Source organism: Rhodopseudomonas palustris, from assembly GCF_003031265.1.
GTDB classification, from domain to species: domain Bacteria; phylum Pseudomonadota; class Alphaproteobacteria; order Rhizobiales; family Xanthobacteraceae; genus Rhodopseudomonas; species Rhodopseudomonas palustris_H.
Genome location: NZ_CP019966.1, coordinates 2,893,081 through 2,919,361, shown reverse-complemented (window position 1 = coordinate 2,919,361; position 26,281 = coordinate 2,893,081). Strand labels below are relative to the sequence as shown.

Annotated in this window: 21 protein-coding genes; 4 read left to right on the top strand and 17 right to left on the bottom strand. The window is 65.7% G+C overall.

What is annotated here, in order from left to right:
* Window positions 1-282 precede the first annotated feature (282 nt).
* Window positions 283-540: a hypothetical protein gene (locus RPPS3_RS13565; protein WP_107344575.1), complete on the top strand. Its 258-nt coding sequence runs from the start codon at window positions 283-285 to the stop codon at window positions 538-540.
* 185 nt (window positions 541-725) lie between these two features.
* On the opposite strand, the gene gyrA is transcribed toward RPPS3_RS13565, so the two are convergent.
* The 9 genes from gyrA to dusB form a co-directional block, all read right to left on the bottom strand.
* Window positions 726-3,467 carry a DNA gyrase subunit A gene (gyrA, locus tag RPPS3_RS13560; protein ID WP_107344574.1) on the bottom strand — a complete coding sequence of 914 codons (2,742 nt, stop codon included), beginning with the start codon at window positions 3,465-3,467 and terminating at the stop codon, window positions 726-728.
* Window positions 3,468-3,669: 202 nt separating this feature from the next.
* Window positions 3,670-5,040, bottom strand: coding sequence for a GTPase HflX (gene hflX / locus RPPS3_RS13555; RefSeq protein WP_107344573.1), 1,371 nt, complete (start codon window positions 5,038-5,040; stop codon window positions 3,670-3,672).
* Between the two features lie 11 nt (window positions 5,041-5,051).
* Window positions 5,052-5,300 carry an RNA chaperone Hfq gene (gene hfq, locus RPPS3_RS13550; protein ID WP_011158147.1) on the bottom strand — a complete coding sequence of 83 codons (249 nt, stop codon included), beginning with the start codon at window positions 5,298-5,300 and terminating at the stop codon, window positions 5,052-5,054.
* Window positions 5,301-5,480: 180 nt separating this feature from the next.
* The gene (locus RPPS3_RS13545) at window positions 5,481-6,338 is read right to left on the bottom strand and encodes a D-amino-acid transaminase (RefSeq protein WP_107344572.1); all 858 of its coding nucleotides are present in this window, start codon (window positions 6,336-6,338) and stop codon (window positions 5,481-5,483) included.
* A gap of 39 nt (window positions 6,339-6,377) precedes the next feature.
* Window positions 6,378-7,745 carry a sigma-54-dependent transcriptional regulator gene (locus RPPS3_RS13540; RefSeq protein WP_107344571.1) on the bottom strand — a complete coding sequence of 456 codons (1,368 nt, stop codon included), beginning with the start codon at window positions 7,743-7,745 and terminating at the stop codon, window positions 6,378-6,380.
* A 16-nt stretch (window positions 7,746-7,761) separates the two neighbouring features.
* Window positions 7,762-10,053 carry a sensor histidine kinase NtrY-like gene (locus tag RPPS3_RS13535; RefSeq protein WP_107344570.1) on the bottom strand — a complete coding sequence of 764 codons (2,292 nt, stop codon included), beginning with the start codon at window positions 10,051-10,053 and terminating at the stop codon, window positions 7,762-7,764.
* 159 nt (window positions 10,054-10,212) lie between these two features.
* Window positions 10,213-11,655, bottom strand: a complete 1,443-nt coding sequence (ntrC, locus tag RPPS3_RS13530; RefSeq protein WP_107344569.1) for a nitrogen regulation protein NR(I) — start codon at window positions 11,653-11,655, stop codon at window positions 10,213-10,215.
* Window positions 11,656-11,664: 9 nt separating this feature from the next.
* A complete protein-coding gene (locus RPPS3_RS13525; protein ID WP_011158142.1) occupies window positions 11,665-12,837 on the bottom strand; it encodes a two-component system sensor histidine kinase NtrB in 1,173 nt (390 codons plus the stop codon).
* The gene (gene dusB / locus RPPS3_RS13520) at window positions 12,834-13,835 is read right to left on the bottom strand and encodes a tRNA dihydrouridine synthase DusB (protein ID WP_107344568.1); all 1,002 of its coding nucleotides are present in this window, start codon (window positions 13,833-13,835) and stop codon (window positions 12,834-12,836) included. Before dusB ends, RPPS3_RS13525 begins: the two co-directional genes overlap by 4 nt.
* Before the next feature lie 273 nt (window positions 13,836-14,108).
* Here dusB and RPPS3_RS13515 point away from each other — a divergent pair, with 273 nt between their 5' ends.
* Complete coding sequence (locus RPPS3_RS13515) at window positions 14,109-15,305, top strand: bifunctional 2-C-methyl-D-erythritol 4-phosphate cytidylyltransferase/2-C-methyl-D-erythritol 2,4-cyclodiphosphate synthase (RefSeq protein ID WP_107344567.1); 1,197 nt, start codon at window positions 14,109-14,111, stop codon at window positions 15,303-15,305.
* A 2-nt stretch (window positions 15,306-15,307) separates the two neighbouring features.
* On the top strand, window positions 15,308-15,928 hold the full coding sequence (locus tag RPPS3_RS13510; RefSeq protein ID WP_107344566.1) for a CinA family protein: 621 nt from the start codon (window positions 15,308-15,310) through the stop codon (window positions 15,926-15,928).
* Window positions 15,929-16,216: 288 nt separating this feature from the next.
* Here RPPS3_RS13510 and RPPS3_RS13505 read toward each other — a convergent pair whose 3' ends face one another.
* Both RPPS3_RS13505 and lipA read right to left on the bottom strand, forming a co-directional pair.
* A complete protein-coding gene (locus tag RPPS3_RS13505) occupies window positions 16,217-16,690 on the bottom strand; it encodes a type II toxin-antitoxin system RatA family toxin (RefSeq protein ID WP_012496037.1) in 474 nt (157 codons plus the stop codon).
* Window positions 16,691-16,716: 26 nt separating this feature from the next.
* Window positions 16,717-17,676, bottom strand: a complete 960-nt coding sequence (gene lipA / locus RPPS3_RS13500) for a lipoyl synthase (RefSeq protein ID WP_107344565.1) — start codon at window positions 17,674-17,676, stop codon at window positions 16,717-16,719.
* 157 nt (window positions 17,677-17,833) lie between these two features.
* On the opposite strand from lipA, the gene RPPS3_RS13495 reads away from it, so the two are divergent.
* On the top strand, window positions 17,834-18,460 hold the full coding sequence (locus RPPS3_RS13495; RefSeq protein WP_107344564.1) for a DNA-3-methyladenine glycosylase: 627 nt from the start codon (window positions 17,834-17,836) through the stop codon (window positions 18,458-18,460).
* Window positions 18,461-18,613: 153 nt separating this feature from the next.
* Here the strand turns inward: RPPS3_RS13495 and RPPS3_RS13490 are convergent, their stop codons facing one another.
* The 6 genes from RPPS3_RS13490 to RPPS3_RS13465 all read right to left on the bottom strand — a co-directional run bounded on the left by RPPS3_RS13490 (window position 18,614) and on the right by RPPS3_RS13465 (window position 26,135).
* Window positions 18,614-19,174, bottom strand: a complete 561-nt coding sequence (locus RPPS3_RS13490; protein WP_107344563.1) for a hypothetical protein — start codon at window positions 19,172-19,174, stop codon at window positions 18,614-18,616.
* A 201-nt stretch (window positions 19,175-19,375) separates the two neighbouring features.
* Complete coding sequence (locus RPPS3_RS13485; RefSeq protein WP_107344562.1) at window positions 19,376-19,762, bottom strand: VOC family protein; 387 nt, start codon at window positions 19,760-19,762, stop codon at window positions 19,376-19,378.
* 3 nt (window positions 19,763-19,765) lie between these two features.
* Window positions 19,766-22,636 (bottom strand): valine--tRNA ligase, encoded by a 2,871-nt coding sequence (locus RPPS3_RS13480; RefSeq protein ID WP_107344561.1) that lies wholly within the window; start codon window positions 22,634-22,636, stop codon window positions 19,766-19,768.
* Between the two features lie 153 nt (window positions 22,637-22,789).
* Window positions 22,790-23,575: a PopZ family protein gene (locus RPPS3_RS13475; protein WP_107344560.1), complete on the bottom strand. Its 786-nt coding sequence runs from the start codon at window positions 23,573-23,575 to the stop codon at window positions 22,790-22,792.
* A gap of 292 nt (window positions 23,576-23,867) precedes the next feature.
* Window positions 23,868-25,259: a TolC family outer membrane protein gene (locus RPPS3_RS13470; RefSeq protein ID WP_107344559.1), complete on the bottom strand. Its 1,392-nt coding sequence runs from the start codon at window positions 25,257-25,259 to the stop codon at window positions 23,868-23,870.
* A gap of 210 nt (window positions 25,260-25,469) precedes the next feature.
* Entirely contained in the window at window positions 25,470-26,135 is a 666-nt protein-coding gene (locus RPPS3_RS13465) for a protein-L-isoaspartate O-methyltransferase family protein (protein WP_107344558.1), read from the bottom strand.
* Window positions 26,136-26,281 lie beyond the last annotated feature (146 nt).

The window sequence follows — 26,281 nt, the reverse complement described above, 5'->3', positions numbered from 1 at the left end:
TGCAGCTGGCAGGCGGATTTATTTCGCGCTGCGGATCGAACCGGATCGCGGCTTCGCGCGTCTTCTGCATGGTAACGGGAGGCGCCTGAAAACACACACGTTTTTACGGGTTTGTTTCATGCGCCCGAAAGCCAAGAAACAAATCCCCGCGGTCATGAAACCTGAATGGCCGGGCGATGAAGACGTTCTGAAACCAGCGCTGGGTAAACCAGCCGCATCGGGAAGCGACAAAGCACTCCAGGCCGAAACGGCCGGACCATCGAGACGACAGGGGACACCGTCATGATCAAGGCTCTTTCCGTGATCGCGATCGCCGCCTTTGCTGCCGCGGCAGTCACCATTCTTCCGGGCTTTGCCCCGCAGGTCGAAGCCAGCGTTCCGCAGGCTCTGGCCAAGGGCGACCGGCTCGACATCCGTCCCCTCGGCACCGCCTGCTCGGAGCAGGCCTGGCCGAATTTCGAGCCGTCCTGCCTCCGCAACGCCAATGCCAGCCACGCGCCGATCGGTCAGGCGCGGCTGGTGACGGCGGAACGACATTAAGATTTTGGCGTTATCCGACCGCTAGTTTCCGCAAAGCGCTTCCCTCCAAGGGCGCTCTGTACCGAAGACCCCCGAGTTGCCCCCTCGGGGGTCTTTCGATTCTGGCGATCGTGCAGCCTGCTGACTGCGCGCCATAGCGTGGCGCTGAGGCGGCGAACGGACGCCGCCTCTCCTCGAGCGCCGGCCTAGCCGCCGTTGCCGTTTTCGCCGTCGTCGGTCTCCGGAATGCGCTCGACCGAGACGACCTTCTCGTCATCCGCGGTGTCGAACACGATCACGCCCTGCGTCGAGCGGCCGGCGACGCGAATGCCTTCGACCGGGCAGCGGATCAGCTGACCGTTGTCGGTGACCAGCATGATCTGGTCGGAGTCTTCGACCGGGAACGACGCTATCAGCTTGCCGTTGCGGCTGTTCACCGACATCGCCACGATGCCTTTGCCGCCACGCCCGGTGGTGCGGTACTCGAACGACGAGGTCCGCTTGCCGTAGCCGTTCTCCGAGATCGTCAGCACGAACTGCTCGGACGCCGACATTTCGGCATAGCGCTCCTGCGACAGCGCCGCGGACGTATCGCCCTCCTCGGCTTCAACTTCCGGCGTCTCGATCGGCTCGTTCTCCTCACCGGTCGCGGCACGGCGGATCGCGCCGGACTGCTTCAGATAGGTCGAGCGTTCGGCCGGCGTCGCCTCGAAGTGACGCAGGATGCTGAGCGAGATCACCTTGTCGCCGGACGACAGCGCGATGCCGCGCACGCCCATCGAGGTGCGGCCGCTGAACACGCGCACGTCCGGCACCGGGAAGCGGATGCACTGGCCGCCGGCGGCGGTCAGCAGCACGTCGTCGCGCTCGGTGCAGATCTGGACGTCGACGATCGCCTCGCCCTCGTCGAGCTTCATCGCGATGATGCCGGAGCGGCGGACGTCGACGAAGTCGGACAGCTTGTTGCGGCGGACGTTGCCCCCGGTGGTGGCGAACATCACGTCGAGCTCGCTCCACGAGGCTTCGTCCTCCGGCAGCGGCATGATCGTGGTGATGCGCTCGCCCTGCTCCAGCGGCAGGATGTTGATCAGCGCCTTGCCACGGCCGTTCGGCGGCGCCAGCGGCAACCGCCAGACCTTTTCCTTGTAGACCTGACCGCGCGACGAGAAGAACAGCACCGGCGTGTGCGTCGAGGCGACGAACAGCCGCGAGACGAAATCCTCCTCGCGGGTGGCCATGCCGGAGCGGCCCTTGCCGCCGCGGCGCTGCGCCCGATAGGTCGACAGCGGCACCCGCTTGACGTAGCCGGCGTGCGACACGGTCACCACCATGTCCTCGCGCTGGATCAGGTCTTCGTCTTCGACCTCGCCTTCCTGCTCGACAATCTCAGTCCGCCGCGGCGTTGCGAACTCGGCCTTGACCTCGCCGAGCTCGGTCTTGACGATCGTCTGCACCCGCGCCCGCGAGCGCAGGATTTCCAGATAGTCGGCGATTTCGACCGCGAGCTTGTCGAGCTCTTCGGAAATCTCTTCGCGTCCCAGCGCGGTGAGGCGCTGCAGCCGCAGATCGAGGATCGCCTTGGCCTGCTCGAACGACAGCCTGGCGGTGCCGTCCTCGTTGAGCTTGTGGCGCGGATCGTCGATCAGCGTGATCATCGCCGCGACATCGGCGGCCGGCCAGTCGCGCGACATCAGGGTCTCGCGCGCCGTGTTCGGATCAGGCGAATTACGGATCACGCGAATGATCTCGTCGATATTCGCCACCGCGATCGCGAGGCCGACCAAGATGTGGGCGCGATCGCGCGCCTTGTTGAGCAGGAATTTGGTGCGGCGGGTGACGACCTGTTCGCGGAATGCGACGAAGACCGTCAGCAGATCCTTCAGGTTCATCAACTGCGGCCGGCCGCCTTCCAGCGCCACCATGTTGGCGCCGAAATTGGTCTGCAGCGGCGTGAACTTGTAGAGCTGGTTGAGCACGACCTCAGGTACGGCGTCGCGGCGCAACTCGATCACCACGCGGAAACCGTCGCGGTCGGATTCGTCGCGCAGATCGCCGATGCCTTCGATCTTCTTCTCGCGCACCAGCTCGGCGATGCGCTCGACCATCGTGGCCTTGTTCACCTGATACGGAATCTCGGTGACGATGATCGCTTCACGGTCCTTGCGGACGGTCTCGATCTCGACCTTGCCACGCATCACGATCGAGCCACGGCCGGTCTGATAGGCGGCGCGGATGCCGGCGCGGCCGAGAATGATGCCGCCGGTCGGGAAGTCCGGACCCGGCACGATCTTGTTGAGATCGTCGATCGACAGCGCCGGATCGTCGATCAGCGCGATACAGGCGTCGATCACCTCGCCGAGATTGTGCGGCGGGATGTTGGTGGCCATGCCGACCGCGATGCCGCCGGCGCCGTTGACCAACAGGTTCGGGAACTTGGCAGGAAGAACCTGCGGCTCCCGTTCCGAATTGTCGTAGTTCGGCTGGAAGTCGACGGTGTCCTTGTCGATATCATCGAGCAGCGTCTGCGCGATCTTGGTCAGGCGGGATTCGGTGTACCGCATCGCCGCCGGCATATCGCCGTCGACCGAACCGAAATTGCCCTGACCATCGATCAGAGGCACGCGCATCGAGAAGTTCTGCGCCATGCGGACCAGCGCGTCGTACACTGACTGGTCGCCGTGCGGGTGATACTTACCGATGACGTCGCCGACGGTGCGTGCCGACTTGCGATACGGCTTGTTCCACTCGAAGCCGTTCTCGTACATGCCGAAGAGGATACGGCGATGCACCGGCTTCAACCCGTCGCGCGCATCCGGTAGCGCTCGCGCCACGATCACGCTCATCGCGTAATCGAGATAGCTGCGCTTCATCTCGTCGAGAATGGATACGGGGCGAATATCCGAGGGCGCCAGCGGCTCCCCGGGCTTCTCGTCGTCTTTGTCGGACAAGGGTGAATTCCGGTCAGAATCTGATCGGATTCGTATAGCGTATCGGGGTGTTGTGAACCACCCTTTCGGACGCGGTTTTCGAAGGTTTTTCCGCTCGTTTTTCCAAAGACTTACGGGGCGTTTTCGACGGTCGCGAAAAGCCTTCGTGAAAGGCGCCGAAATTGCCGCGATCGGCGCTTCCGCAAAGCGCCGATTCGCGCCCTCAATCCGGCCGCGGCACCGCGCCGAAACGGTCGACCACGACGTCGCGCTTGTTGTCCTCGACCCGCACCGTCATGGCGTATCGGCCGTCGACCAGATCCTTCGCCAGCACCTCAGTGTTGCGATGGAGCCAGCTCACGCCGGCCCCGTCCGCCGCATCGATCGACAGATCGAGCACGGTGCGGGTGGCCGCCAGGCGCTGCTCGATCGCCAGCAGAAGGTCATCGACGCCCTCGCCGCTCACCGCCGACACCAGAAGGCACGGATGATCCTCAGGCCGGCGCGCCGCGATGTTCTTCAATTCGTCCCGCTGCTCGGGCTCGAAGCGGTCGATCTTATTCCAGACTTCGACAATCCGGCCGCTGGCCGCATCGACGCCGAGCTGGCGCAGCACGTTGTCGACGTCGTGCTGCTGCGCTTCGGCATCCTCGTGGCTGATGTCGCGGACATGCAGGATCAGATCGGCTTCCAGCACCTCTTCCAGCGTCGCGCGGAATGCGGCGACGAGCTGGGTCGGCAGATTGGAGATGAAGCCGACGGTGTCGGACAGCATCGCCTTGCCGCCGTGCGGCAATTGGATCGCGCGGAGCGTCGGGTCGAGCGTTGCGAACAGCATGTCGGCCGCCTGCACGTCGGCCCGCGTCAGCCGGTTGAACAGCGTCGACTTGCCGGCGTTGGTGTAGCCGACCAGCGCGACCACGCGATACGGCACGCGCTGCCGACCGGCGCGATGCAGCCGCCGTGTCGCCTGCACCTTCTTCAGCTCGGACTCGAGTTTGGTGATGCGCTCGCCGATCAACCGGCGGTCGGCCTCGATCTGGGTTTCGCCAGGGCCGCCCATGAAGCCGAAGCCGCCGCGCTGGCGCTCGAGGTGGGTCCACGAGCGCACTAGGCGCGAGCGCTGATAGTTGAGATGCGCCAGCTCGACCTGGAGGGTGCCTTCGCGGGTCTTGGCGCGGCGCCCAAAGATTTCCAGGATCAGGCCGGTGCGATCGAGCACCTTGGCGTTCCAGGCTTTCTCCAGGTTGCGCTGCTGGATCGGCGACAGCGCGCAATCCATCACCACGAGGTCGGCTTCGTGCGCGGCAATCAGCCCGACGATCTCTTCGACCTTGCCCTTGCCGAGATAGGTCGCGGGACGAATCTGGCTGATCGGCGTGAGCACCGCCTCGACGACGTCGAGGTCGATGGCGCGCGCAAGACCCGCGGCTTCATCGAGCCGCGCGTCGTTGTCGCGGACGGCCGTATCCGCCGCGTCAGGATCACCCCGGCGCGTGCGCAAATACGGACCGACGACGATGACTCGTCCAGTCTCTCCGCCCTGCCCCGATCGCGGACGATCGGCGCCCTCGTCAATGCTGCGGGGTTCCAATCAGGCCCGCCTCAAGCTGGCGAGTCCTCGCCGCTTTCGAACAGCTGGATCGGCGCCCCCGGCATGATCGTCGAGATCGCGTGTTTGTAGACGAGCTGCGAATGACCGTCGCGCCGCAACAAAAGGCAAAAATTATCGAACCAGGTGACAATACCCTGCAACTTCACCCCGTTGACCAGAAAGATCGTCAGGGGAGTCTTTGTCTTGCGTACGTGGTTGAGGAAAGTGTCTTGAAGGTTTTGTGCGCGGTCTGCCGCCATTTTTTATCCCGCAATTGGTTTTGTCTTTTCTTGCCGGTGCGCGTCTCTCTATCGGAGCTCCACCCCGGTTGCCGACTCCTCCGAGATCCCCCTCCGGAAGCCGACGTCCGATTAGAGGGTAGGCATGGCTTTTAAGCAAGCAACTAAAACCCCGAGTGGATGCTCCCCGCGCCGCAAAGCTTAAGAAAACACCGCAAATCGGTGAAACTGCTCTCTTAGACGTTTGGCCAATGCGCCCGGCGTGCCGTTGCCAATCGGCTGCCCGTCGATCGCCACCACCGGCATCACGATCTGGCTGGACGCGGTCACGAATGCCTCGGCGGCACCGGCGGCCTCGGCCGGCGTGAACGGCCGCTCCTCGAACCGAACCTGCAGCGCTTCGAACGCATCCATCAGCACCGCACGGGTGACGCCGGGGAGTATGCCGGCCTCGGCCGAGCGGGTCACCACCCGGCCCTCTTTGGTGACGATCCAGGCGTTGCTGGAGGAGCCTTCGGTGACATAGCCGTCGCGGTCGACGTACCACGCCTCATAGGCACCGGTCTCGCGCGCCGCCTGCTTGGCCAGCACGTTCGGTAGCAGCGCCGTCGACTTGATATCGACCCGCGGCCAGCGATTCTCCGGCAGCGTGATCACCTTGATGCCGTGAGCGGCGTTGGCCTGCCCCTTCGCCGGATCGAGGCTGCGCGCCGTCACCACCACGGCGGGCTTCACCGACGCAGCTGGAAAGCCGTGATCGCGCCGCGCCACGCCGCGCGTAACCTGCAGATAGACGATGCCGTGATTCACCCGGTTGCGCCGCACCACTTGGTGCATCACGACGGACAAGGCCGCGAGCGGCATCGGCTCCTTGATCCGCAATTCGCCGAGCGAGCGCTGCAGCCGCGCCAGGTGCCGCGGCATGTCGACCAGCTTGCCGCCGCGCACTTCGCAGACCTCATAGACGCCGTCGGCGAACTGATAGCCGCGATCTTCGATGTTCACGCTCGCATCGCGCATGTCGAGATAACGGCCGTTGACATAGGCGATGCGCGACATCGATTGAATCCAGGTCTGAGATATGAATGGAAGGACGACTTAGCCGACGCCGAGCGCCTTGAGCTTGCGGTGCAACGCCGAGCGTTCCATGCCGACGAATTCGGCGGTGCGCGAGATGTTGCCGGAGAACCGGCTGATCTGCGCGATCAGATAATCACGCTCGAACGCCTCGCGGGCCTCGCGCAGCGGCAGACCCATGATGTGCTCGCCGTTATTGCCGGTCGGCATCGTCGGCACCATCGAGCCGACATCCTGCGGCAGCATGTCGGCGGTGATCACCGCATCCGGTCCGCCACCGGCCAAAATCATCAGCCGCTCGACGTTGTTGCGGAGCTGGCGGACATTGCCGGGCCAGACATGCGATTGTAGCACCGCCATCGCGTCCTGGCCGATCTGCCGGCGCGGCAGGCCGGTCGCCGCCGAGATCTGCTCCATGAAGTATTCGATCAGTTCCGGAATGTCGTCGCGACGCTCGGACAGCGGCGGGACGCGGATCGGCACCACCGACAGCCGGTGATACAGGTCTTCGCGGAAACGGCCGGCAGCGATTTCCTCTTCGAGGTTACGCGCCGTCGACGAGATGATGCGGACGTCGACATTGACTTTGGTGGTGCCGCCGCAGCGTTGGAAGGTCTGCTCGACCAAGACACGCAAAATCTTGTTCTGGGTCTCGCGCGGCATGTCGGCGATTTCGTCGATGAACAACGTGCCGCCGTGCGCCTCTTCGAGCGCGCCGGCCTTGCGGGAATGCTCGCCGTTGGCTTCGACGCCGAACAGCTCGATTTCCATTTTCTCCGGGGTGATCGCCGCGGCGTTGATCACCACGAATGGCCCCTCGGCGCGCGACGACGAATTGTGCAGCGTCCGCGCCGCCAGCTCCTTGCCGGCGCCGGACGGGCCGACGATCAGGATCCGGCTGTTGGCCTTGGCGGCGCGCTCGATGGTCTGGCGCAGCTGATTGATGCAGGCGGAGCGGCCGACCAGCGTCGAGGCCGACGGCGCGAGCTGCTTCAGCTCGCGCACCTCGCGCTTCAGCCGCGAGGTTTCGAGCGCCCGGGTCGCCACGAGGATCAGCCGGTCGGATTTGAACGGCTTTTCGATAAAGTCGTAGGCGCCACGCTTGATCGCCGCGACCGCGGTTTCGATGTTGCCGTGGCCGGAGATCATCACCACCGGGACGTCGGTGTGATCCTTCTTGATCTGTTCCAGCAATTGGAGACCGTCGAGCTTGCTGCCCTGCAGCCAGATGTCGAGGAAGATCAGGTTGGGCCGCCGATTGGCGATCTCGGCCAGCGCCGAATCGCTGTCGCGCGCGGTGCGCGTGGAGAAGCCTTCGTCCTCGAGAATACCGGCAACGAGATCGCGGATGTCCGCTTCATCGTCGACGATCAGAATGTCATTCGCCATGGTCGCGCCTGTCGCTTTAGCTGCCGCTGGCAGCCGCTATCCTTGGTTCGTTCTCGGCCTGCTGTTTTGGTTCACCCGATCCGGGAGGTGATGCCGGCTGACCGGACATCGCGAATCGGAGGCGCATCCATGCACCGCGCTGGCCTGGACGAACGTGGGATGCGTCGTTGAGTTCAATGCCGCCGCCGTGGTCGACCAGCACGCGTCCGACGATCGCAAGACCGAGGCCGGTGCCCTTCTCACGGGTGGTGACGTAGGGTTCGAGCAGCCGCGAACGGCTTTCTTTGGGCAGACCGATGCCGTTATCGATCACGTCGATCACGACAAAGTCGCCGTCGCGTGCCGCCACCACTTCGATCTTGCCCTTGCCGAGTTCTTCCTCGGGCACGGCCTCGATCGCCTCGGTGGCATTCTTGATGATGTTGGTGAGCGCCTGCGAGATCAGGCGGCGGTCGAACCGCGCGTGCAGCGGCTCGTCCTTGATCTCGGTTTCGATGTCGACGTCGGGATGCCCGACACGCATCAGGAACACCACCTGCCGCACCGTGTCGCCGACATCCTCGCCTTCGATCACCGGTTTCGGCATCCGGGCAAACCGCGAGAATTCGTCGACCATGCGCCGGATGTCATCGACCTGACGGACGATGGTGTCGGTGCACTGCTCGAAGATGCTCTTGTCCTCGACGATCACCTTGCCGAACTTGCGCTTGATCCGCTCCGCAGAGAGCTGGATCGGCGTCAGCGGATTCTTGATCTCATGCGCGATGCGGCGCGCGACATCGCCCCAGGCCGAGGTGCGCTGCGCCGACACCAGCTCGGTGATGTCGTCGAGCGTGATGATGTAGCTGTCGCTGGTATGGCCGGTCTGCTCGGCGGTGACGCGGACGTTGAGGATGCGTTCGCGACCGTCGCGGATGATGGTGATCTGGCCCTGCACCAGGCGCTGCGATCCCTCGCGCGCATTGGCCATGATCTCGTCGAGCTCGGGGATGATCTCGGACAGCGGATGGCCGAGCGCTTCGGCCTCGGCGTGACCGATCAGCTTCTCGGCCGAGCGGTTGAGGATGCCGATCGACAGCGAGCCGTCGACGCCGATGATGCCGGCGCTCGCTGACGACAGCACCGCCTCGATGAAGCGGCGCCGGCTGTCGATCAGTTCGCTGGCGCTGACCAATTCGTCGCGCTGGGTGCGCAGCTCCTGGGTCATCTTGTTGAAGGTCATGCCGAGCTGCGACAGGTCGCCCTCGGACTTCGACACTGGCACCTGGACGTGCAGGTCGCCGGTCGAGACCAGATGCGCCGCGCCCATCAGGCGACGGATCGGTGCCACCAGCCAATTGGCGAAGTTCAGGCCGATCAGCACCGCAGACATCAGCACGGTGAGCGCGATCACCGTGAACATCAGCGCGAACGCGACCTGGACGCCAAGCCGGCGCGCTTCGAGCTCGGAATATTCGGCGACGCTGGCCTGGGTCTGGCGCAACTGCGCCACGACGTGCGGATCGAGGAAGCGCGCAACGTACAGGAAGGTGTCTTCGAAGCCTTTCAGCCGGATCACCGCGGCGACGTAATTGGCTTCGATGAACACCGCGATCTGCGGTTCGGTGTCGTCGACGTTCTTCAGGAACTCCGGGGCCGGCACGTCGAAATCGCGGCGGATGCCGTTCTGCGCCGCCTCCAGGATGTTGCGATCCTTGTCGATCAGCATCGCGCCCGGCAAGTTGCGGGTGGCGGCGTCGTTGGTCAGGAATTCGCGGAAGGATTTGCGGTCGAGGTCGAACAGCGCCCGGGCGTGCGAGATGTCGTTGGCCATGCCGAGGATGTCGCCGCGGATCAGCTGGCCGTGCTCGTGCAGATAGGCGTTGGCGACGATCAGCGAGTTCTGGATCACGGCCCGGGTCGGGCCGGAGAATAGCCGGTCGAGGCCGCGGTCGAGCGTGACGTTGGCGACGATCGACACCAGCACCGCCGGCAGCACCGCGATCACCGAAAACAGGCTGACGATCTGGATGTGCAGCCGTGACGCCGCCCGCCCCCGCCGGCGGGCCTGGACCACCTTCCAGACCTCGCGGGCAATGATGCCGAGCAGCAGCAGGATGGTGACGGCGTTGATCAGCAGGAAGCTGACCACGACTTCCCGGGTCGGCGCGATCGGCGTCAGGCCGGTCAGGACGATGAAGGTCAGGAACGCCGAGAACAGCGCAATGCCGACCGCCATCGGGGCCAGCAGCTTGCGCCAGGTGCGCAGCCGCGGCTCGGCAATCGAGGGGTCGTCAACGGGTTGGGCCGACGTCTCTGCGCTGGTCATTCCGGCAATAATCATTGAATGCGTTCGGCCGCCGAATTGGGCAGACCGTGTGATGCATTCCTACAACAATGTTGCTCAATTGCGACAATATCGCGGCGCCTCGCCCGAGCCACCTCGGGCGAGTACGCGGTCCACAGCCGAAAAGCTTGCCCCGGCGTCTCAGCCGCCGGTGCGGTAGACTTGGATGTCGAGGTCGCGGATCTTCTTCCGCAGGGTGTTGCGGTTGAGCCCCAGCAAGTCGGCGGCCCGAATCTGGTTGCCGCGAGTCGCCGCCAGCGCGGCGGTGAGCAGCGGCACTTCGATCTCGCGCAGCACCCGGTGGTAGAGGCCGGGCGGCGGCACACCATTCGGGAAGCCCGAGAAGTGCGACGACAGATACATTTCGACCGCGCCACCGAGGTTGTCGACGGTGTGCGGAGCGTTGCCGCCCGCGACCACCGGCGGCGGCGCCAATTCGCCGTCGATCACCGAGGCGGTGATCACTTCCTGCGGGTACAGCGCAGCCAGTCGGCGCGCGAGATTTTCCAGCTCGCGGACGTTGCCCGGCCAGCGATGCTGCTTCATCCGCTCGAGCGCCGCGGCATCGAGCTTCTTGGCCGGCAGGCCGTCCTTCTCGGCCAGGGCAAAGAAGTGCCGGACCAGATCCGGCAAGTCCTCGATGTGCTCGCGCAGCGGCGGCAGCCGCAGCGGCACCACGTTGAGGCGGAAGAACAGGTCTTCGCGGAACAGGCCCTGCTGGATCAGGACGCGGAGGTCCTTGTTGGACGCCGCGACGATCCGGACGTCGGTCTTGATCGGGGTGCGGCCGCCGACCGTGGTGTATTCGCCTTGCTGCAGCACGCGCAGCAGCCGGGTCTGCGCCTCCATCGGCATGTCGCCGATTTCGTCGAGAAACAGCGTGCCGCCTTCGGCCTGCTCGAACCGGCCCGAAGCTCGGGTGTTGGCGCCGGTGAATGCGCCGCGTTCGTGGCCGAACAATTCGGATTCGATCAGATCGCGCGGGATCGCCGCCATGTTGACGGCAACGAACGGACCGTTGCGGCGCTTGCCGTAGTCGTGCAGCGCCCGCGACACCAGCTCCTTGCCGGTGCCGGACTCGCCGGTGATCATCACCGTGAGGTCGGTCTGCATCAGCCGCGCCAGAACGCGATAGATTTCCTGCATCGCCGGCGAACGGCCGACCAGCGGGATCGAGTCGAATTCGCCTTCGTCGTTGGCGCTGCTGATCCGTTCCTTCGGCTCGGCGAGCGCGCGGCCGACGATCGCGATCAGTTCCTTCAGGTCGAACGGCTTCGGCAGATATTCGTAGGCGCCCTTCTCCGATGCACGGATCGCGGTCATGAAGGTGTTCTGCGCGCTCATCACGATGACCGGCAGGTTCGGGCGCAGCTTCTTGATCCGCGGCAGCAGATCGAATGCGTTCTCGTCCGGCATCACCACGTCGGTGATCACCAGATCACCCTCGCCCTGGCTCACCCAACGCCACAGCGTCGCCGCGTTGCCGGTCAGCCGCACTTCGTAGCCGGCGCGCGATAGCGCTTGGTTGAGTACCGTGCGGATGGCGGTGTCGTCGTCCGCGACGAGAATACTACCTGCGGGCATTGGGAGTCCTCATCTTGCAGTCTGTGAGGCATCGGACGACGCCGGCGCGTCCTCGCCGTTCGGGGATTGAAGGGCCTTAGCGGTGTTGAACATCGGCATCAGCACCCGGAAGGTGGTTTTGCGCGGCTGCGATTCACACTCGATGATGCCGCCGTGATCGCCGACGATCTTCGCTACCAATGCAAGACCGAGGCCGGAGCCGGACGGCTTGGTGGTGACGAACGGATCGAACAGGTTCGGCAGCAGATCTTCGGGAACGCCGGGACCGTTGTCCCGCACACAGAATTCCAGCGGCAGCGACACCCTTGTCTTCTTGCCCGGCACCGACAGCCGGACACCGGGGCGGAACGCGGTGGTGAGTTGGATCTCGCCATCGGAGCCGAGATCGACCACAGCCTCGGCAGCGTTCTTCACCAGATTGAGGAACACCTGGATCAGTTGATCCTGATTGGCGAGCACCGGCGGCAACGACGGGTCGTAGTCCTCGATGAACTTGATGTTGCGGGCAAAGCCCGACTGCGCCAGCCGCTTCACGTGATCCAGCACCGAGTGGATGTTCACCGGGCCGCGCGCGACCGGACGGTCGTCGCCGAACACTTCCATGCGGTCGACCAGCGTGACGATGCGGTCGGCTTCATCGCAGATCAGCCGGGTCAGCATCCGGTCTTCGGCGGATGCCTGCTGCTCCAGCAGTTGCGCTGCGCCGCGGATGCCGGACAGCGGGTTCTTGATCTCATGCGCCAGCATGGCGGCGAGCGCGATAACCGAGCGCGCGGCGCTGCGATGCGTCAGCTGGCGGTCCATCTTGTCGGCGATGGTGCGCTCCTGCAGCATCACCACGATGTGGCCAGGCCGTTCGTTGAGCGGCGCGACGTGCAGATCGACCTGGCGGTCGGCGCCGATCCGCGGCGTGCCGAGATCGACCTTGTATTCGTTGACCGGCGAATGCCCGACGCGAACCTGTTCGATCAGCGCCAGCAGCGGGCTGCCGAACGGCACCAGGTCGGTCAGCGACTGCCGCCGCAGCAACTGCGTTGAAATCTCAAAGAACGATTCGGCCGCCATGTTGGCGTCGACGATCTTGCCGTCCGGGCCGACCAGCAGCACGGGATTCGGCAGCGCGTTGAGGATCGCATCGCTGTCGGTCGGCTGCGCCCGGCGCGGTTCGACGATGGCGTTCATGCGGCGGCCCTCCAGGCGAAATCATCGTAGGCATCGGCGAGCGCGCTATGCACGCGGGCCGGATTCTCTTCGGTCAGGATCGTGGTGCGCCAGCTCTTCAGAACCGACGGCGGAGCGCCGGCGCTGGCAGCGGCCACCTCGAGCGACCAGCCGAGATGTTTGCGAGCGTGACGCAGCCCGATTTTGACGCCGTACAGCGCCAGAATGTCGTCGTAGAGCGTGCGCAAGTAATCGCGCTGCGCGGCGAGCGGAGGCTCGGCCTCGACCTGACCGGTGGTGAGCTGGCGCCCCACCTGCCCCGGCAACCACGGCCGCCCCTGGGCGCCGCGCCCAATCATCACCGCGTCGGCTCCGGAGCGCTTCAACGCTTCGACCGCGCTGGCGTGGCAGGTAATGTCGCCGTTGACCACCAGCGGAATCGAGATCGCGTCCCGGACGGCGCGGACCGCGTTCCAATCGGCTTCGCCCTTGTAGAACTGCTGCCGGGTACGACCATGAACCGTGACGAGCTGCACCCCGGCGTCCTGCGCACGCCGCGCCAGCTCGGGCGCGTTGCGGGAACGATCGTCCCAGCCGAGCCGCATCTTTAGCGTCACCGGCACCCGAACCGCACCGATCGTGGCTTCGATCAGTGTCAGCGCGTGATCGAGATCGCGCATCAGCGCCGAACCGGACAGGCCGCCGGTGACGTGCCGCGCCGGGCAGCCCATGTTGATGTCGATGATGTCGGCGCCGCCGGCTTCCGCGATCCGGGCGCCCTCGGCCATCCAGCGCGCCTCGCAGCCGGCAAGCTGAACGACATGCGGCCCCTGCCCGACCTTGTCGCAACGCCGGACTGACATCCGGCGGCCGGCGACCAGGTCCTCGCTGGCGGTCATCTCCGACACCACCAGACCAGCGCCCAGCTCGGCAACTTGCCGGCGGAACGGCGCATCGGTAATGCCTGTCATCGGCGCCAACAACACCGGATCAGGCACCGCAATATTGCCAATCCTCAAAGGCGGCGAACCTGTTACAGTCGGGCGCGTCACTCGTTGCTCATTTGGTAGCCAGCGCAGTTGCAGGCTCGGCTTCGCTCAATGTTTGAGCATTGTAGATCATTGCCTACAGTTTAGCCAATCATATCTGACATGCAAGTGCGTTGCAGCAATTGTCCCCGGCCGCCGGCGGCTGCGGCGATGGAATCATGCTGCTTTCCTGCTCCGGCATGGTAAGGGCTGTGCACCGGCGCGACCAGCGCAGGCCATCCCAATTCCGTATCAATTGATCCGATGCCGAACTCGCCCCGTACTGCTGCCATTATCGTCGCCGCCGGTCGCGGCCTGCGCGCCGGCGCGGGCGGCCCCAAGCAATATCGCACCCTCGCCGGACGGCCGGTGATCGCCCGGGCGATGGAGCCGTTCTGCACCCATCCGGGCGTGATGGCGGTGCAACCGGTGACGAATCCCGACGACACCGAGATGTTCAATGCGGCGGTGGCCGGCCTGAATTTCCGCCCTGCGGTCGGCGGCGGCGCGACCCGGCAGGCCTCGGTGCGCGCCGGCCTGGAGGCTCTGGCCGAGCTGAAGCCGGATATCGTACTCATCCATGACGCCGCGCGCTGCTTCGTCACCCCGGAACTGATCTCCCGCGCCATCACCGCGGCCGGCACGACTGGCGCGGCGCTGCCGGTGGTCCCGGTGACTGACACCATCAAGCAGGTCGACGCCAACGGCGCGGTCGATGCGACGCCGGACCGTGCGGTGTTGCGGATCGCCCAGACCCCGCAGGCATTCCGCTTCGACGTGATCCTCGACGCCCACCGCCGCGCGGCCTCTGGCGGCCGGGATGATTTCACCGACGACGCCGCGATCGCCGAATGGGCGGGATTGACGGTGTCGACCTTCGAGGGCGATGCTAACAACATGAAGATGACCACCCCGGAAGATTTCGCGCGCGAGGAAAGCCGGCTGATGGCCGCCCTGGGCGATATCCGCACCGGCACCGGCTACGACGTGCATGCGTTCGGCGAAGGCGATCACGTCTGGCTGTGCGGCCTGAAGGTGCCGCACACCCGCGGCTTCCTGGCGCATTCGGACGGCGACGTCGGCCTGCATGCGCTGGTCGACGCAATCCTCGGCGCGCTGGCGGATGGCGACATCGGCTCGCACTTCCCGCCGACCGATCCGCAGTGGAAGGGCGCAGCCTCCGACAAGTTCCTCAAATACGCGATCGACCGTGTCACCGCGCGTGGCGGCCGCGTCGCCAATCTCGAAGTGACGATGATCTGCGAGCGGCCGAAGATCGGCCCGCTGCGCGACGCGATGCGTCAGCGCATCGCCGAGATCACCGGCGTGCCGGTGTCGCGCGTCGCGGTGAAGGCCACCACCAGCGAAAAGCTCGGCTTCACCGGCCGTGAGGAAGGCATCGCGGCGACCGCGTCCGCCACCATCCGGCTGCCCTGGGGCGCCGACGGACTGGCCGGCTGACGATGAGTAGCAACGACGCCCGCGCCCTCGCCCGCTCGTTGCTCGACCTCTGCCGTTCGCGGAAGCTGATGATCGCGACCGCCGAGTCCTGCACCGGCGGTCTGGTCGCCGGCGCGCTGACCGACATCCCCGGCTCGTCCGACGTGATCGACCGCGGCTTCGTCACCTATTCCAACGCTGCCAAGCATGACCTGCTCGGCGTCGAGAACGCCACGCTCACCACCTTCGGCGCCGTCAGTAAGGAAACCGCGATCGCGATGGCGGTCGGCGCGCTGGAGAATGCCGACGTCGATCTCGCGGTCTCGATCACCGGGATCGCCGGCCCCGGCGGCGCAACGCCCGGCAAGCCGGTCGGCCTGGTGCATTTCGCGGTGGCGTCGCGCGACGGCCGGATCTCGCACCGCGAGCAGCGTTTCGGCGCGATCGGCCGCAGCAACGTCCGCCAGCGCTCGGTGGTGGAAGCCCTGCGGATGCTGCTGGAACTCGCCCGCGGTCCGAAGCCGCCGACCAAGGCCAAGCGCGAAGTCGCCACCGGCGTTCACAAACGCGTCGCCCGCTCCCCCCGCCGCGTCGCCGCCAAGCGCCCGCAGCCGAAGCGGCCGGTGAAGCCGAAGAAGACTTAGCGGCGATGCAACTCGTCAGGCCGGCAGGGAGTGTATCACGGGGCCTGATCATCGCCTCCACCCTCCGCGACAGCGGAGGGCCCAGTATCCAGAGCGCTCGTGATCTTCGGAAGCGCTTCGGGATACTGGGGCGCCCGGACAAGCCGGGCGGTGACGGTGGATATTCAAGTATTCAACCTCTCCGTCATTGCGAGCGAAGCGAAGCAATCCAGCTCCGTGCATCGAGCTGGAATGCTTCGTCGCTGCGCTCCTCGCAATGACGCAAGGCTGATGACGGTGCGAAACTAACTACACCCGCGACAGCTTCGGGCCAGTGCCGTAGATCTGGTCGGCACGGGTTTCGAAGGCTTCGGCGAAACGGTGGAAAGCGGTGTCGAACATCGCGCCCATCAGGGTGGCGAGCATCCGGCTCTTGAACTCGTAGGCGATGAAGAAGCCGACCTCGCAGGCGCGCTCGGTCTTGGCCGCGAAGGTCCAGCGGTTCTCCAGATTGGAGAACGGGCCTTTGAGATACTCCACCAGGATCTTCAGATTGGCGCGATCGAGGGTGACGCGGCTGGTGAAGGTCTCCTGCACCAGCTTAAACGACACCGTCATGTCGGCGATCACCACCTCGTTGCCATCCGGCTGCTGGATGCGTTCGCGGATCTTCAGCGCCTTGCACAGCGGCACGAATTGCGGATAGCGCTCGACATCGGCAACGAGGTCGAACATCTGCTGGGCACTGTGCGGCACTCTGCGCCTGTTGGAAAACTGCGGCATCGTCTCGGACTTCAGGTCTTGGACTGTTAGCGGGCTCGCGCCGCGCGCGCCGCCTTGAGCTTGGCGAAGTCGTCGCCGGCGTGATGGGACGAGCGCGTCATCGGGCTCGCCGACACCATCAGGAAGCCCTTGGCGTAGGCAGTGGTCTGATAGCCGGCGAACTCGTCCGGCGTGACGTAGCGCATCACCGCGTGGTGCTTGCGGGTCGGCTGCAGATACTGGCCGATGGTGAGGAAATCGACCTCCGCCGAGCGCAGATCGTCCATCACCTGCAGCACCTCGTGGCGCTCCTCGCCGAGGCCGACCATGATGCCGGACTTGGTGAAGATGGTCGGATCGAGTTCCTTGACCCGCTGCAGCAGCCGGATCGAATGGAAGTAACGCGCGCCCGGCCGCACCGACAGATAGCGCGACGGCACGGTTTCGAGATTGTGGTTGAACACGTCCGGCTTGGCGGCGACCACGACTTCCAACGCGCCATCCTTGCGCAGGAAGTCCGGCGTCAGGATCTCGATGGTCGTGGTCGGGCAGGCTTCGCGCACCGCGCGGATCGTCGCGGCAAAGTGCGCCGCACCGCCGTCGGCCAGATCGTCGCGGTCGACCGAGGTGATCACCAGATGCTGCAGCCCGAGCTTCCGCGTCGCCTCGGCGACATAGGCCGGCTCGTTAGCGTCGAGCGCCGCCGGCATCCCGGTCTTGACGTTGCAGAACGCGCACGCCCGGGTGCAGGTGTCCCCCATGATCATGAAGGTGGCGTGCTTCTTATCCCAGCACTCGCCGATGTTCGGGCAGCCGGCCTCCTCGCACACGGTGTGCAGGCCGTTTTCCTTGACGATGCCGCGGGTCTCGCCATAGCCGCGCGTGGTCGGCGCGCGCACCCGGATCCAGTCCGGCTTCTTCGGCGACAGCGCGTCGGGCCGCGCCGCCTTCTCCGGATGCCGGGGGCGGACGGGATTGGCGGACACCGTATCGACGAGAACGACCATGAGCTGCCTGGGTTTGCGCGAGAACCCTACCTAATCCGGCCGCCCCCGTCCCGCAACCCGGGCTGCTTGCGGGCTGTTATCCCTTGGAATAATGCTCGAATTGTAAGCATAACGCGCATCGCCGGCCGCGCCTTCTGGCGCACAATCCCTGTCCCAGATGACCAAGCCCCGCGTTCCGAAGGCCTCGCCGGACGGAACACATCCCGCCCTCGGCCCGCTGCTGACGCGCCGGTTCTTTGCCCGCAGCGTCCACGAGGTCGCGCCCGAGCTGATCGGCGCAACGCTGCTGTTCGGCGGAGCCGGCGGCGTGATCGTCGAGGTCGAAGCCTATCACCACACCGATCCGGCGGCGCATTCCTATGGCGGGCCGACACCGCGCAACCAGGTGATGTTCGGCCCGCCGGGCGTCGCCTACGTGTATCGCTCCTACGGCATCCATTGGTGCGTGAATGTCGTCTGCGAGCCCGAAGGCTCCGCCAGCGCGGTGCTGATCCGCGCGCTGGAGCCGACCCACGGCCTTGCGGCGATGCGCAAGCGCCGCGGCCTCGACGAGCCACGCAGCCTGTGTTCCGGCCCCGGCAAGCTGGCGCAGGCGCTCGGCATCACCATCGCCCACAACGGCCTGCCGCTCGATGCCGCCCCGTTCGCGATCCACCGCCGGATCACCACGCCGGAGATCGTCACCGGACCGCGCATCGGCATCACCAAGGCGGCCGACTATCCGTGGCGCTACGGGCTGAAGGGCTCGCGATTTTTGAGTAAGCCGTTTCCGCGATCAATTTGATCGAAGCTGGGCCTCATCAAAACCGGTCATCGCCCGGCTTGTCCGGGCGACCCAGTATTGCAGAGCGCTGCGGCTAAGTAACGGGCGCTCTGGGATACTGGGCCCTCCGCTTTCGCGGAGGGTGACGTTTGTTTGCGGCGCAGCGCTGCGGCCTCAGCTTGCCGCCGCCCGCGCCCGCCGCAGATGCTCGGGATACCACACCGTAAAGATCGCAGTGCCGATCAGCACCGCGTAGGAGAGCAGCTCATAGGCGAGTTCGGGCAGTGCGACCTGCTCCATCTTGCCGAATGCCAACGCCGCGTTGATGGTGAAAGCCGTCGCCCAGATGCCGGTCATCAGCACGTTGATGCGGATGAATTTCGGATCGTTCCAGACCGCCGGATCGACATGCTCCTTGGCGTAGTCGAGCGTGAACGGCTTGCCGAGCAGAATGGTCAGCCAGGCCCCGGCTGCCAGCGCGCCGTTAGCCAGCACGCCGAGATGGCGCAGAGTCCAGGTGTCGTTGAACCCCATCACCGCGATGGTCGCGGCGCCAAAGAACACCACGCCGACCCACAGAATGATACCGCGATGGAGCTTCAGCACGCCCATCACGACCGTCAGCGCCAGTGCAACGCAGAGGCCGATCTCGACCCGGAGCAACGTGTCACGGGCGATAATCAGAAACGACAGCCACGGCGCAAACGAGATCAGCAGCTTGAGGAAAGCGAGCATCGGCACAGCCCCGTTGATGCCCGATCCTACGCGACTGCCGCGGTGTCATACTTTGGCGCCGATCAACGCCGAGGCGACGGACAGCCGGTGCAAGGACCGTCATTGCGAGCGGAGCGAAGCAATCCAGACCTCGCGCATTAAGCTGGATTGCTTCGTCGCTTCGCTCCTCGCAATGACCAGGGACATCGCGTTTAATGGCGCTCAGCCGAGCGTGTGGCACACCGCTTCGAGCCGGTTGCCGTCCGGGTCGGCGATGAAGGCTGCGTAGTAACCGGGATGATAATCGCGCAGTCCCGGCGCACCCTGATCGATGCCGCCGTGCGCGAGCCCGGCTTGCCAGAATGCGTCGACCACGGCGCGGCTGGTCGCCTTGAAGCACCAGTGCCGGCCATAGGCCGGCTCCGGCCTGTCGCCCTTGCGGATCGACAGATAGACGCGGTCCGGATGATCCGGCCGCGCCCGCTCGCCATAGCCGAGCCAATCGCCGCGGGCGCCGACCTTGACGACACCGAGCGCCGCCATGATCGCATCGTAAAACGGCTCGGCCACCGCAATGTCGGACACGGTGATCGAGACGTGGTCGAGCAAGGGTCAGCTCGCGTTCTTCAGCCGAAGCAGCGCTTCGAGGATCTTCACCTTGCGTGCGACCGCGGCCTCGCGCTTCTCGCGTTCTTCCTCGACAACTTCTTCGGCGGCGTTGGCGACGAACTTCTCGTTCGCCAGCTTGGCTTCGGCGCGCTTGATGTCGGCTTCGGCCTTGCCGAGTTCCTTCTCGAGCCGGACCTGTTCGGCGGCGAAATCGACCACGCCCTTCAGCGGCAGCGCCGCCACTTCGCCCCGCACCAGGAGCTGCACGGCCCCTTGCGGTGCCGCGTCCGCAAACGAGATGTCGCCGACGCGCGCCAGCCGCTTGATCACGTCGCTCCAGCGGCTCGCCCGCGCATTGGTGTCGGCGGAAGCGCCGGCCAGCACCAGCGGCGTCAGGGTCGACGGCACGATGTTCATCTCGGCGCGCACCGAGCGGATCGCGGTGACGAGATCGACCACCCAGCCGATTTCGGCTTCAGCCGCATCGTCGGTGAAGTCCGGCTCCTGCGGCTCCGGAATCGCCAGCATCGCCGGTCCGGCCATCGGGTCGGTCGCGGCAGAGGCCGCCAGCACTGATACCTCCTCGTCCGAGATCCCCTTGCGCGACCACGGCGCCAACACCAGCAGTCCGTCGCGCGGCGCGGTCACCGCCCACAACTCTTCGGTGATGAACGGCATGAACGGATGCAGGATCTTGAGGATCTCGTCGCGCGCCCACGCCACCATCGCACGGGTTTCGGTCTTGGCAGCGCCCTCCTCGCCCATCAGCACCGGCTTGGCGAGTTCGAGATACCAGTCGCAATACACGTTCCAGACGAAGCGATACGCGGCTTCGGCGGCGTCGTTGAAGCGATAGGATTCGATCGCCTCGGTGACCTCGCGCACCGCGCGGACGGTCTCGTGCGCGATCCAGCGGTTCAGCGTTTCCTTGGCCGCCGTGTAGTCGAAGCCGGCGGGCGCGACGCAGCCGTTCATCTCAGCGAAGCGGCAGGCGTTCCAAAGCTTGGTGGCGAAGTTGCGATAGCCTTCGACGCGGCTGGTTGCGAGCTTGATGTCGCGGCCCTGCGCCGCCATCGCCGCCAGCGTGAAGCGCAGCGCATCGGCGCCGTATTCGTCGATCAGGTTGAGCGGATCGATGACGTTGCCCTTCGACTTCGACATCTTGGCGCCCTTCTCGTCGCGGACGAGGGCGTGGATATAGACGGTCGGGAACGGCACATCGTCCATGAAGTGCAGGCCCATCATCATCATCCGGGCAACCCAGAAGAAGATGATGTCGAAGCCAGTGACCAGCACGTTGGTCGGATAGTAACGGTCGAGTTCGGGCGTCTCGTCCGGCCAGCCGAGCGTCGAGAACGGCCAAAGTGCCGACGAGAACCAGGTGTCGAGCACGTCCTCGTCGCGGGTGATGAAGCCCTCACGCTTGGCGGGATCTTCCGCCATGTCGTGGGCCTGCGCGGGCGTGATCACTTCCTGCTCGACGTAGTAGCCGAGCGCGTTGCCGACCGCCTCTTCCTCGGTTTCGGCCACGAACACCTTGCCGTCCGGCCCGTACCATGCCGGGATCTGGTGGCCCCACCACAGCTGGCGCGAGATGCACCACGGCTGGATGTTCTCCATCCACTCGAAGTAGGTCTTCTCCCAGTTCTTCGGCACGAAGGTGGTCTCGCCCGAGCGCACCGCGGCGATCGCCGGCTGCGCCAGCGTCTTGGCGTCGACGTACCACTGGTCGGTGAGGAACGGTTCGATCACCACGCCGGAGCGGTCGCCATGCGGCACCATGTGGACGTTGGGCTCGATCTTCTCCAGGAATCCGAAATCATCGAGCCGCGCGACGATCATCTTGCGGGCCACGAAGCGGTCGGTGCCGTTGATCTCCTCGGCGAATTCGCGCGCGCCTTCCGGCAGGCCTTCGAGATAGGCGCTGTTGTCCGCGACCGAGATCTTGCCCTCGATGTCGAGCACGTTGATCTGCGGCAGATGGTGCCGCTTGCCGACCTCGAAGTCGTTGAAGTCGTGCGCCGGCGTGATCTTCACCGCACCCGAGCCCTTCTCGGGATCGGAGTATTCGTCGGCCACGATCGGAATCCGCCGGCCGACCAGCGGCAGGATGACATGCTTGCCGACCAGATGCGTATAGCGCTCGTCTTCCGGATTCACCGCGACCGCGGTGTCGCCCAGCATGGTTTCGGGACGCGTGGTCGCGACGACGATGAAGGTCGACGGGTCGGCCGGGTCGAAGGTCTTGCCTTCGATCGGATAGCGCAGGTGCCAGAGGTTGCCCTTCACCTCGATCTGCTGGACTTCCAGATCAGAGATCGCGGTCAGCAGCTTCGGGTCCCAATTGACCAGCCGCTTGTCCTTGTAGATCAGGCCCTGGCGGTGCAGCTCGACGAACACCTTGGCGACCGCGCGGGACAGCCCCTCGTCCATGGTGAAGCGCTCGCGCGACCAGTCGCACGACGCGCCGAGCCGCTTGAGCTGGTTGACGATGACGCCGCCGCTCTCGGCCTTCCACTGCCACACCCGCTCCAGGAACTTGGCGCGGCCCATGTCGCGGCGGCTCGGCTCCTGGCGCTCCATCAGCTGGCGCTCGACCACCATCTGGGTGGCGATGCCGGCGTGATCGGTGCCGGGCTGCCACAGCACGTCGCGGCCGCGCATCCGCTCAAACCGGCACAGGATGTCCTGCAGCGTGTTGTTGAGCGCATGGCCCATGTGCAGCGAGCCGGTAACGTTCGGCGGCGGAATCACGATCGAGTACGGGACGGCGTCGCGGCGATCCGGACGGCCGGCCTTGAAGGCCTCCGCGTCTTCCCAGGCGCGCGAAATGCGGGCCTCGATGTCGGCTGGCTGGTAGGTTTTCTCGATCATGGCGCTGCAATCAAAAAAGGCGCGTCGCCGGGCCGCGAACGCGCTCGTTGGACGACGCTAGAAACCTTCCGGCGCGCCGCAAGTCAACAATGGAGGCCGGTCCATTGGATCAGGCGGAGGATCAGGCGGAGGCAGCGCCTCCGCCAAACGGGCTCAGCGCCCGCGCGAGACCCGCTCGATTTCCTGGCGAACGATCCGCTCGACCAGCGTCGGCAGATTGTCGTCGAGCCAGGCCTTCAGCATCGGCCGCAGCATCTCCTTGACCAGATCCTCGAGGGTCCGGGCATTGTTGCTGAGCACCGTGGTGGCGAGCGAATTGAACGCCGATTCCACCGCCGCGGCGGTGGTCCGCGACAGGATCGGCTGCTGCGGCTCTTCGCTCCAGGCCGCCGCTGCAGGCGACGGCTCGTAGGCCGGCTCCGGCGCGCGCGGCTTCGGCGCGGCTTCGGCGAATTCGATGTCGTCCTCGATCGGCGCCTTTTGAACGGGCGGCGGCGGAGGTGGCGGCGGCGCCGGCTCGGGTTCGGGCTCCGGCAGCGCCATCTCGTCGGTCAGTTCGAGCACGTCGCCATCCGGCTGCGGCGGACGAACCTCCTCCTCCGTGGTGTCGGCGTCGAGGCCGGCCAGCAGCGCGTCGATGTCATCCTGACTGTTGCTCTCGGCCGGGGCCGGCGTTGGCGGAGGCGCCGGCTTCGGCGCAGCGGCGGCGGGTTTGGGCGGCGCGGCTTGCGCCACCGGACTCGGTGCAGACGGAGGTGGGGTCATGGCCGCGGGCTTGCTCGGCGGTGGAGCCGGCTTGGGCGGCTCCGGCTTCGGGGCAACGGCCACCGGCGCTGGAGCCGGGGTCGCGGGCTTGGCTTCGTCATCGGCAATGATGCGACGGATCGACGCCAGAATCTCCTCCATGGAAGGCTCTTGCGCCTTTGCAGGCTGCGTCATCTCCGACTCCACATCATCACGCCCTTCCCGGCGTTGTAACATCAAAGCTCTACGGGAGAGACCGGTTCCGGATCGGCGGCGCCAGGTTTCGCGTTGGAAGCAGGACTTGTCCCCAGCTTCAACTACGGTACGCCCCGAGGTCCGCTCCACGTGTAACAACGTGGAGCGCCGCGAAACACGGGCGCATCTCCGACTCGAATCGTCACGACGACCCGATCAACGGTAGGCAGCCGATTAGTTGTTTGCAAGCAAACGCGCCCGGGCAGAATCCCGGGCGCAGTCGCGGCCGCAATCAGCGACCGTCGGGAGTCCGCACGCCGCCCCAGCTGTCGCGCACCTGCTGGTAGTGCACGCTGGGATCATAGACGTCGGTCTTGAGGCCGAGCACCTGCGGCGACAACCGGCCGACCGCGTTCAGCACCGCATAAGAAGCAACGACGCGGTCATGCTGCGCGGTCACCAGCGCGACGCGGGCATTCACCAGCGCCTGCTGTGCGTTCAACACGTCGAGCGTGGTGCGCTGGCCTGCGCGGGCTTCTTCACGCACGCCGTTGAGCGCGATTTCCGAGGCCTTGACCTGGGACTGCGCCGACGAGACCTGCGCCTTGGCGGCCTGCAGCTGACCCCACGCCTGCACCACGCTGGCGCGGGTCTGGTCGCGCACCTGTTCGAGGTTGAGGCGCTGCTGCGCCAGCGTTTCCTTCGACTGCCGGATCAGCGCGTATTCACCGCCGCCCTGGTAGATCGGGACCGACAGCTGCGCGACGCCCGAAGCGAGGAACTGGCGCGGCGACGAGATCGACGGCTCCCACGACTGCTGCGCGCTGGCCTGCAGCGTCAGTGTCGGGAACAGCGCACCCTCGTTGATCTTCACGTTCAGATAGCTGACATCGATGCCGTACATCGCAGCGGTGACGTTCGGATTCTCGACCAGCGCCAAATTGATCGCCTGGGCGAGCGAGGTCGGCAGATAGCGATCGACCGGCGAGCCCGGCGCGAGATTGCCCGGCTCGGTGCCGATGATGCGGCGGTAGTTCGACCGCGTCGTGGTCAGCGTGGATTCGGCGGCGAGCTGCTGGGTGTTGCCGGCCGCGAGCTGCGCCTGCGACTGCGCCACGTCGGTGCGGGTCACCTCGCCGACGTTGAAGCGATCGTTGGTCTGCCGCAGCGTCTGCTCGAGCACGCGCACGTTGGAGCGCTGCACTTCGAGCGTGGCCGAGTCGCGCAGGTAGTCCATGTAGATGGTCGCGGCCGACAGCAGCACCGACTGCTCCAGCACACGAAGACCTTCACGCGCCGACGACACCTGGCTCTCGGCCGCACGGGTGCGGTTCGCCGTCTGATTGCCGTTGAACAGCGTCTGCGATGCGGTCACGCCGACCGAGCGCGGGACCTGCGTCCCGGACGCCTGAAACTGGTTGCCGGCGACCGACGAAATCACGTCGGTGTACTGATAACCGCCGCTGGCCGTGACGGCGACCTTGGGCCGGTAGCCGGACAGAGCCTGAGGGACCGATTCGTCGGTGGCGCGGACCGAAGCGCGCTGTGCATTGAGCTGAGGATTAGTCTGGTAAGCGCGAACTAGCGCGCCTTCGATGGTATCCGCTCGGGCCGCTGTCTGCGACACGCACGCCAGAACGATGCCGGCAGCCGCGAGGCCGGAAATCCGCTTAAGCCCATCCATTCTGGCAATCCAATCCTGAACTTTTCCCCACACCGGACTTTCCGGTGCCCAACGCCGTGCGCTCGGCCGAACGATGTCCGGTAAGTCCATCCTCACCATAGGACACGGAATTGACCGAAGAAACCCCCCGGCCGTGGTGCACAACGAAACTTGCGAGCTGGGGCATTCGCGCCACAGGTATGATTCCTCGAAAGAATCCGGCCGCTTGCGTCAGAATTCGAAGGCCGGCGCGCGCTCCAAACCGGGCAGCACGGGAATCGACGCATCGAACAGAATGCGGGCACCGTAGTCGCCGTGCGAACGGGTCACCACGGTAACGCGCTGCGGCCGACCGTTGGCGAAGGCGCCGACCAGGCGGCCGCCGAGCTTGAGCTGATCGTACAGTGCGGTCGGTTCGACCTCGGTGGCGCCGCACAGCAGGATCGCGTCGAACGGCGAGTCGTGCAGATCGCCCTTCGCCGCCTCAGCGACCCGGACATTGACGTTGGACAGCCCCAGCGCCGGCAGCGTCGAGCGGATGCGCTGCGCCAGCGATTCGTCATCGATCGTCGTGGTGACGCGGGCAACCAGCTTCGCCGCCACGGCCGCGATGTACCCGGTCGGACAGCCCACCACGAGCACGCGATCGTCGTGCTGCAGCTCGGCAGCCTGCAGCATCCGCGCGGTCATGATCGGATTGAGCATGAAGTGCTTGTGGCCGTCGTGGCCTTCGATCTCGAGATCGAGGTCGAGATAGACCAGCTCGCGCTTCGATTCCGGCACGAATGCCTCGCGTGGCAGCGCCCGCATCGCATCGATGATTCGCCAATCGGTCACGCTGGCAGGCCGAATTTGCCCGTCGACCATGTTTTGCCGCGCGCGCTCGAATTCCAACATCCTCGATCCCCTGCGTGAAACCCGCGCCATCCATGCTGCAACGCCGCTGAAAACGCAACATGTCGCCGCACTCAACAGATTTAGTGCAAAGGGGGCTTCACGCGGCGCAGATCATCCCCTACATAGCCCTCGCCGTCACGGCGGCT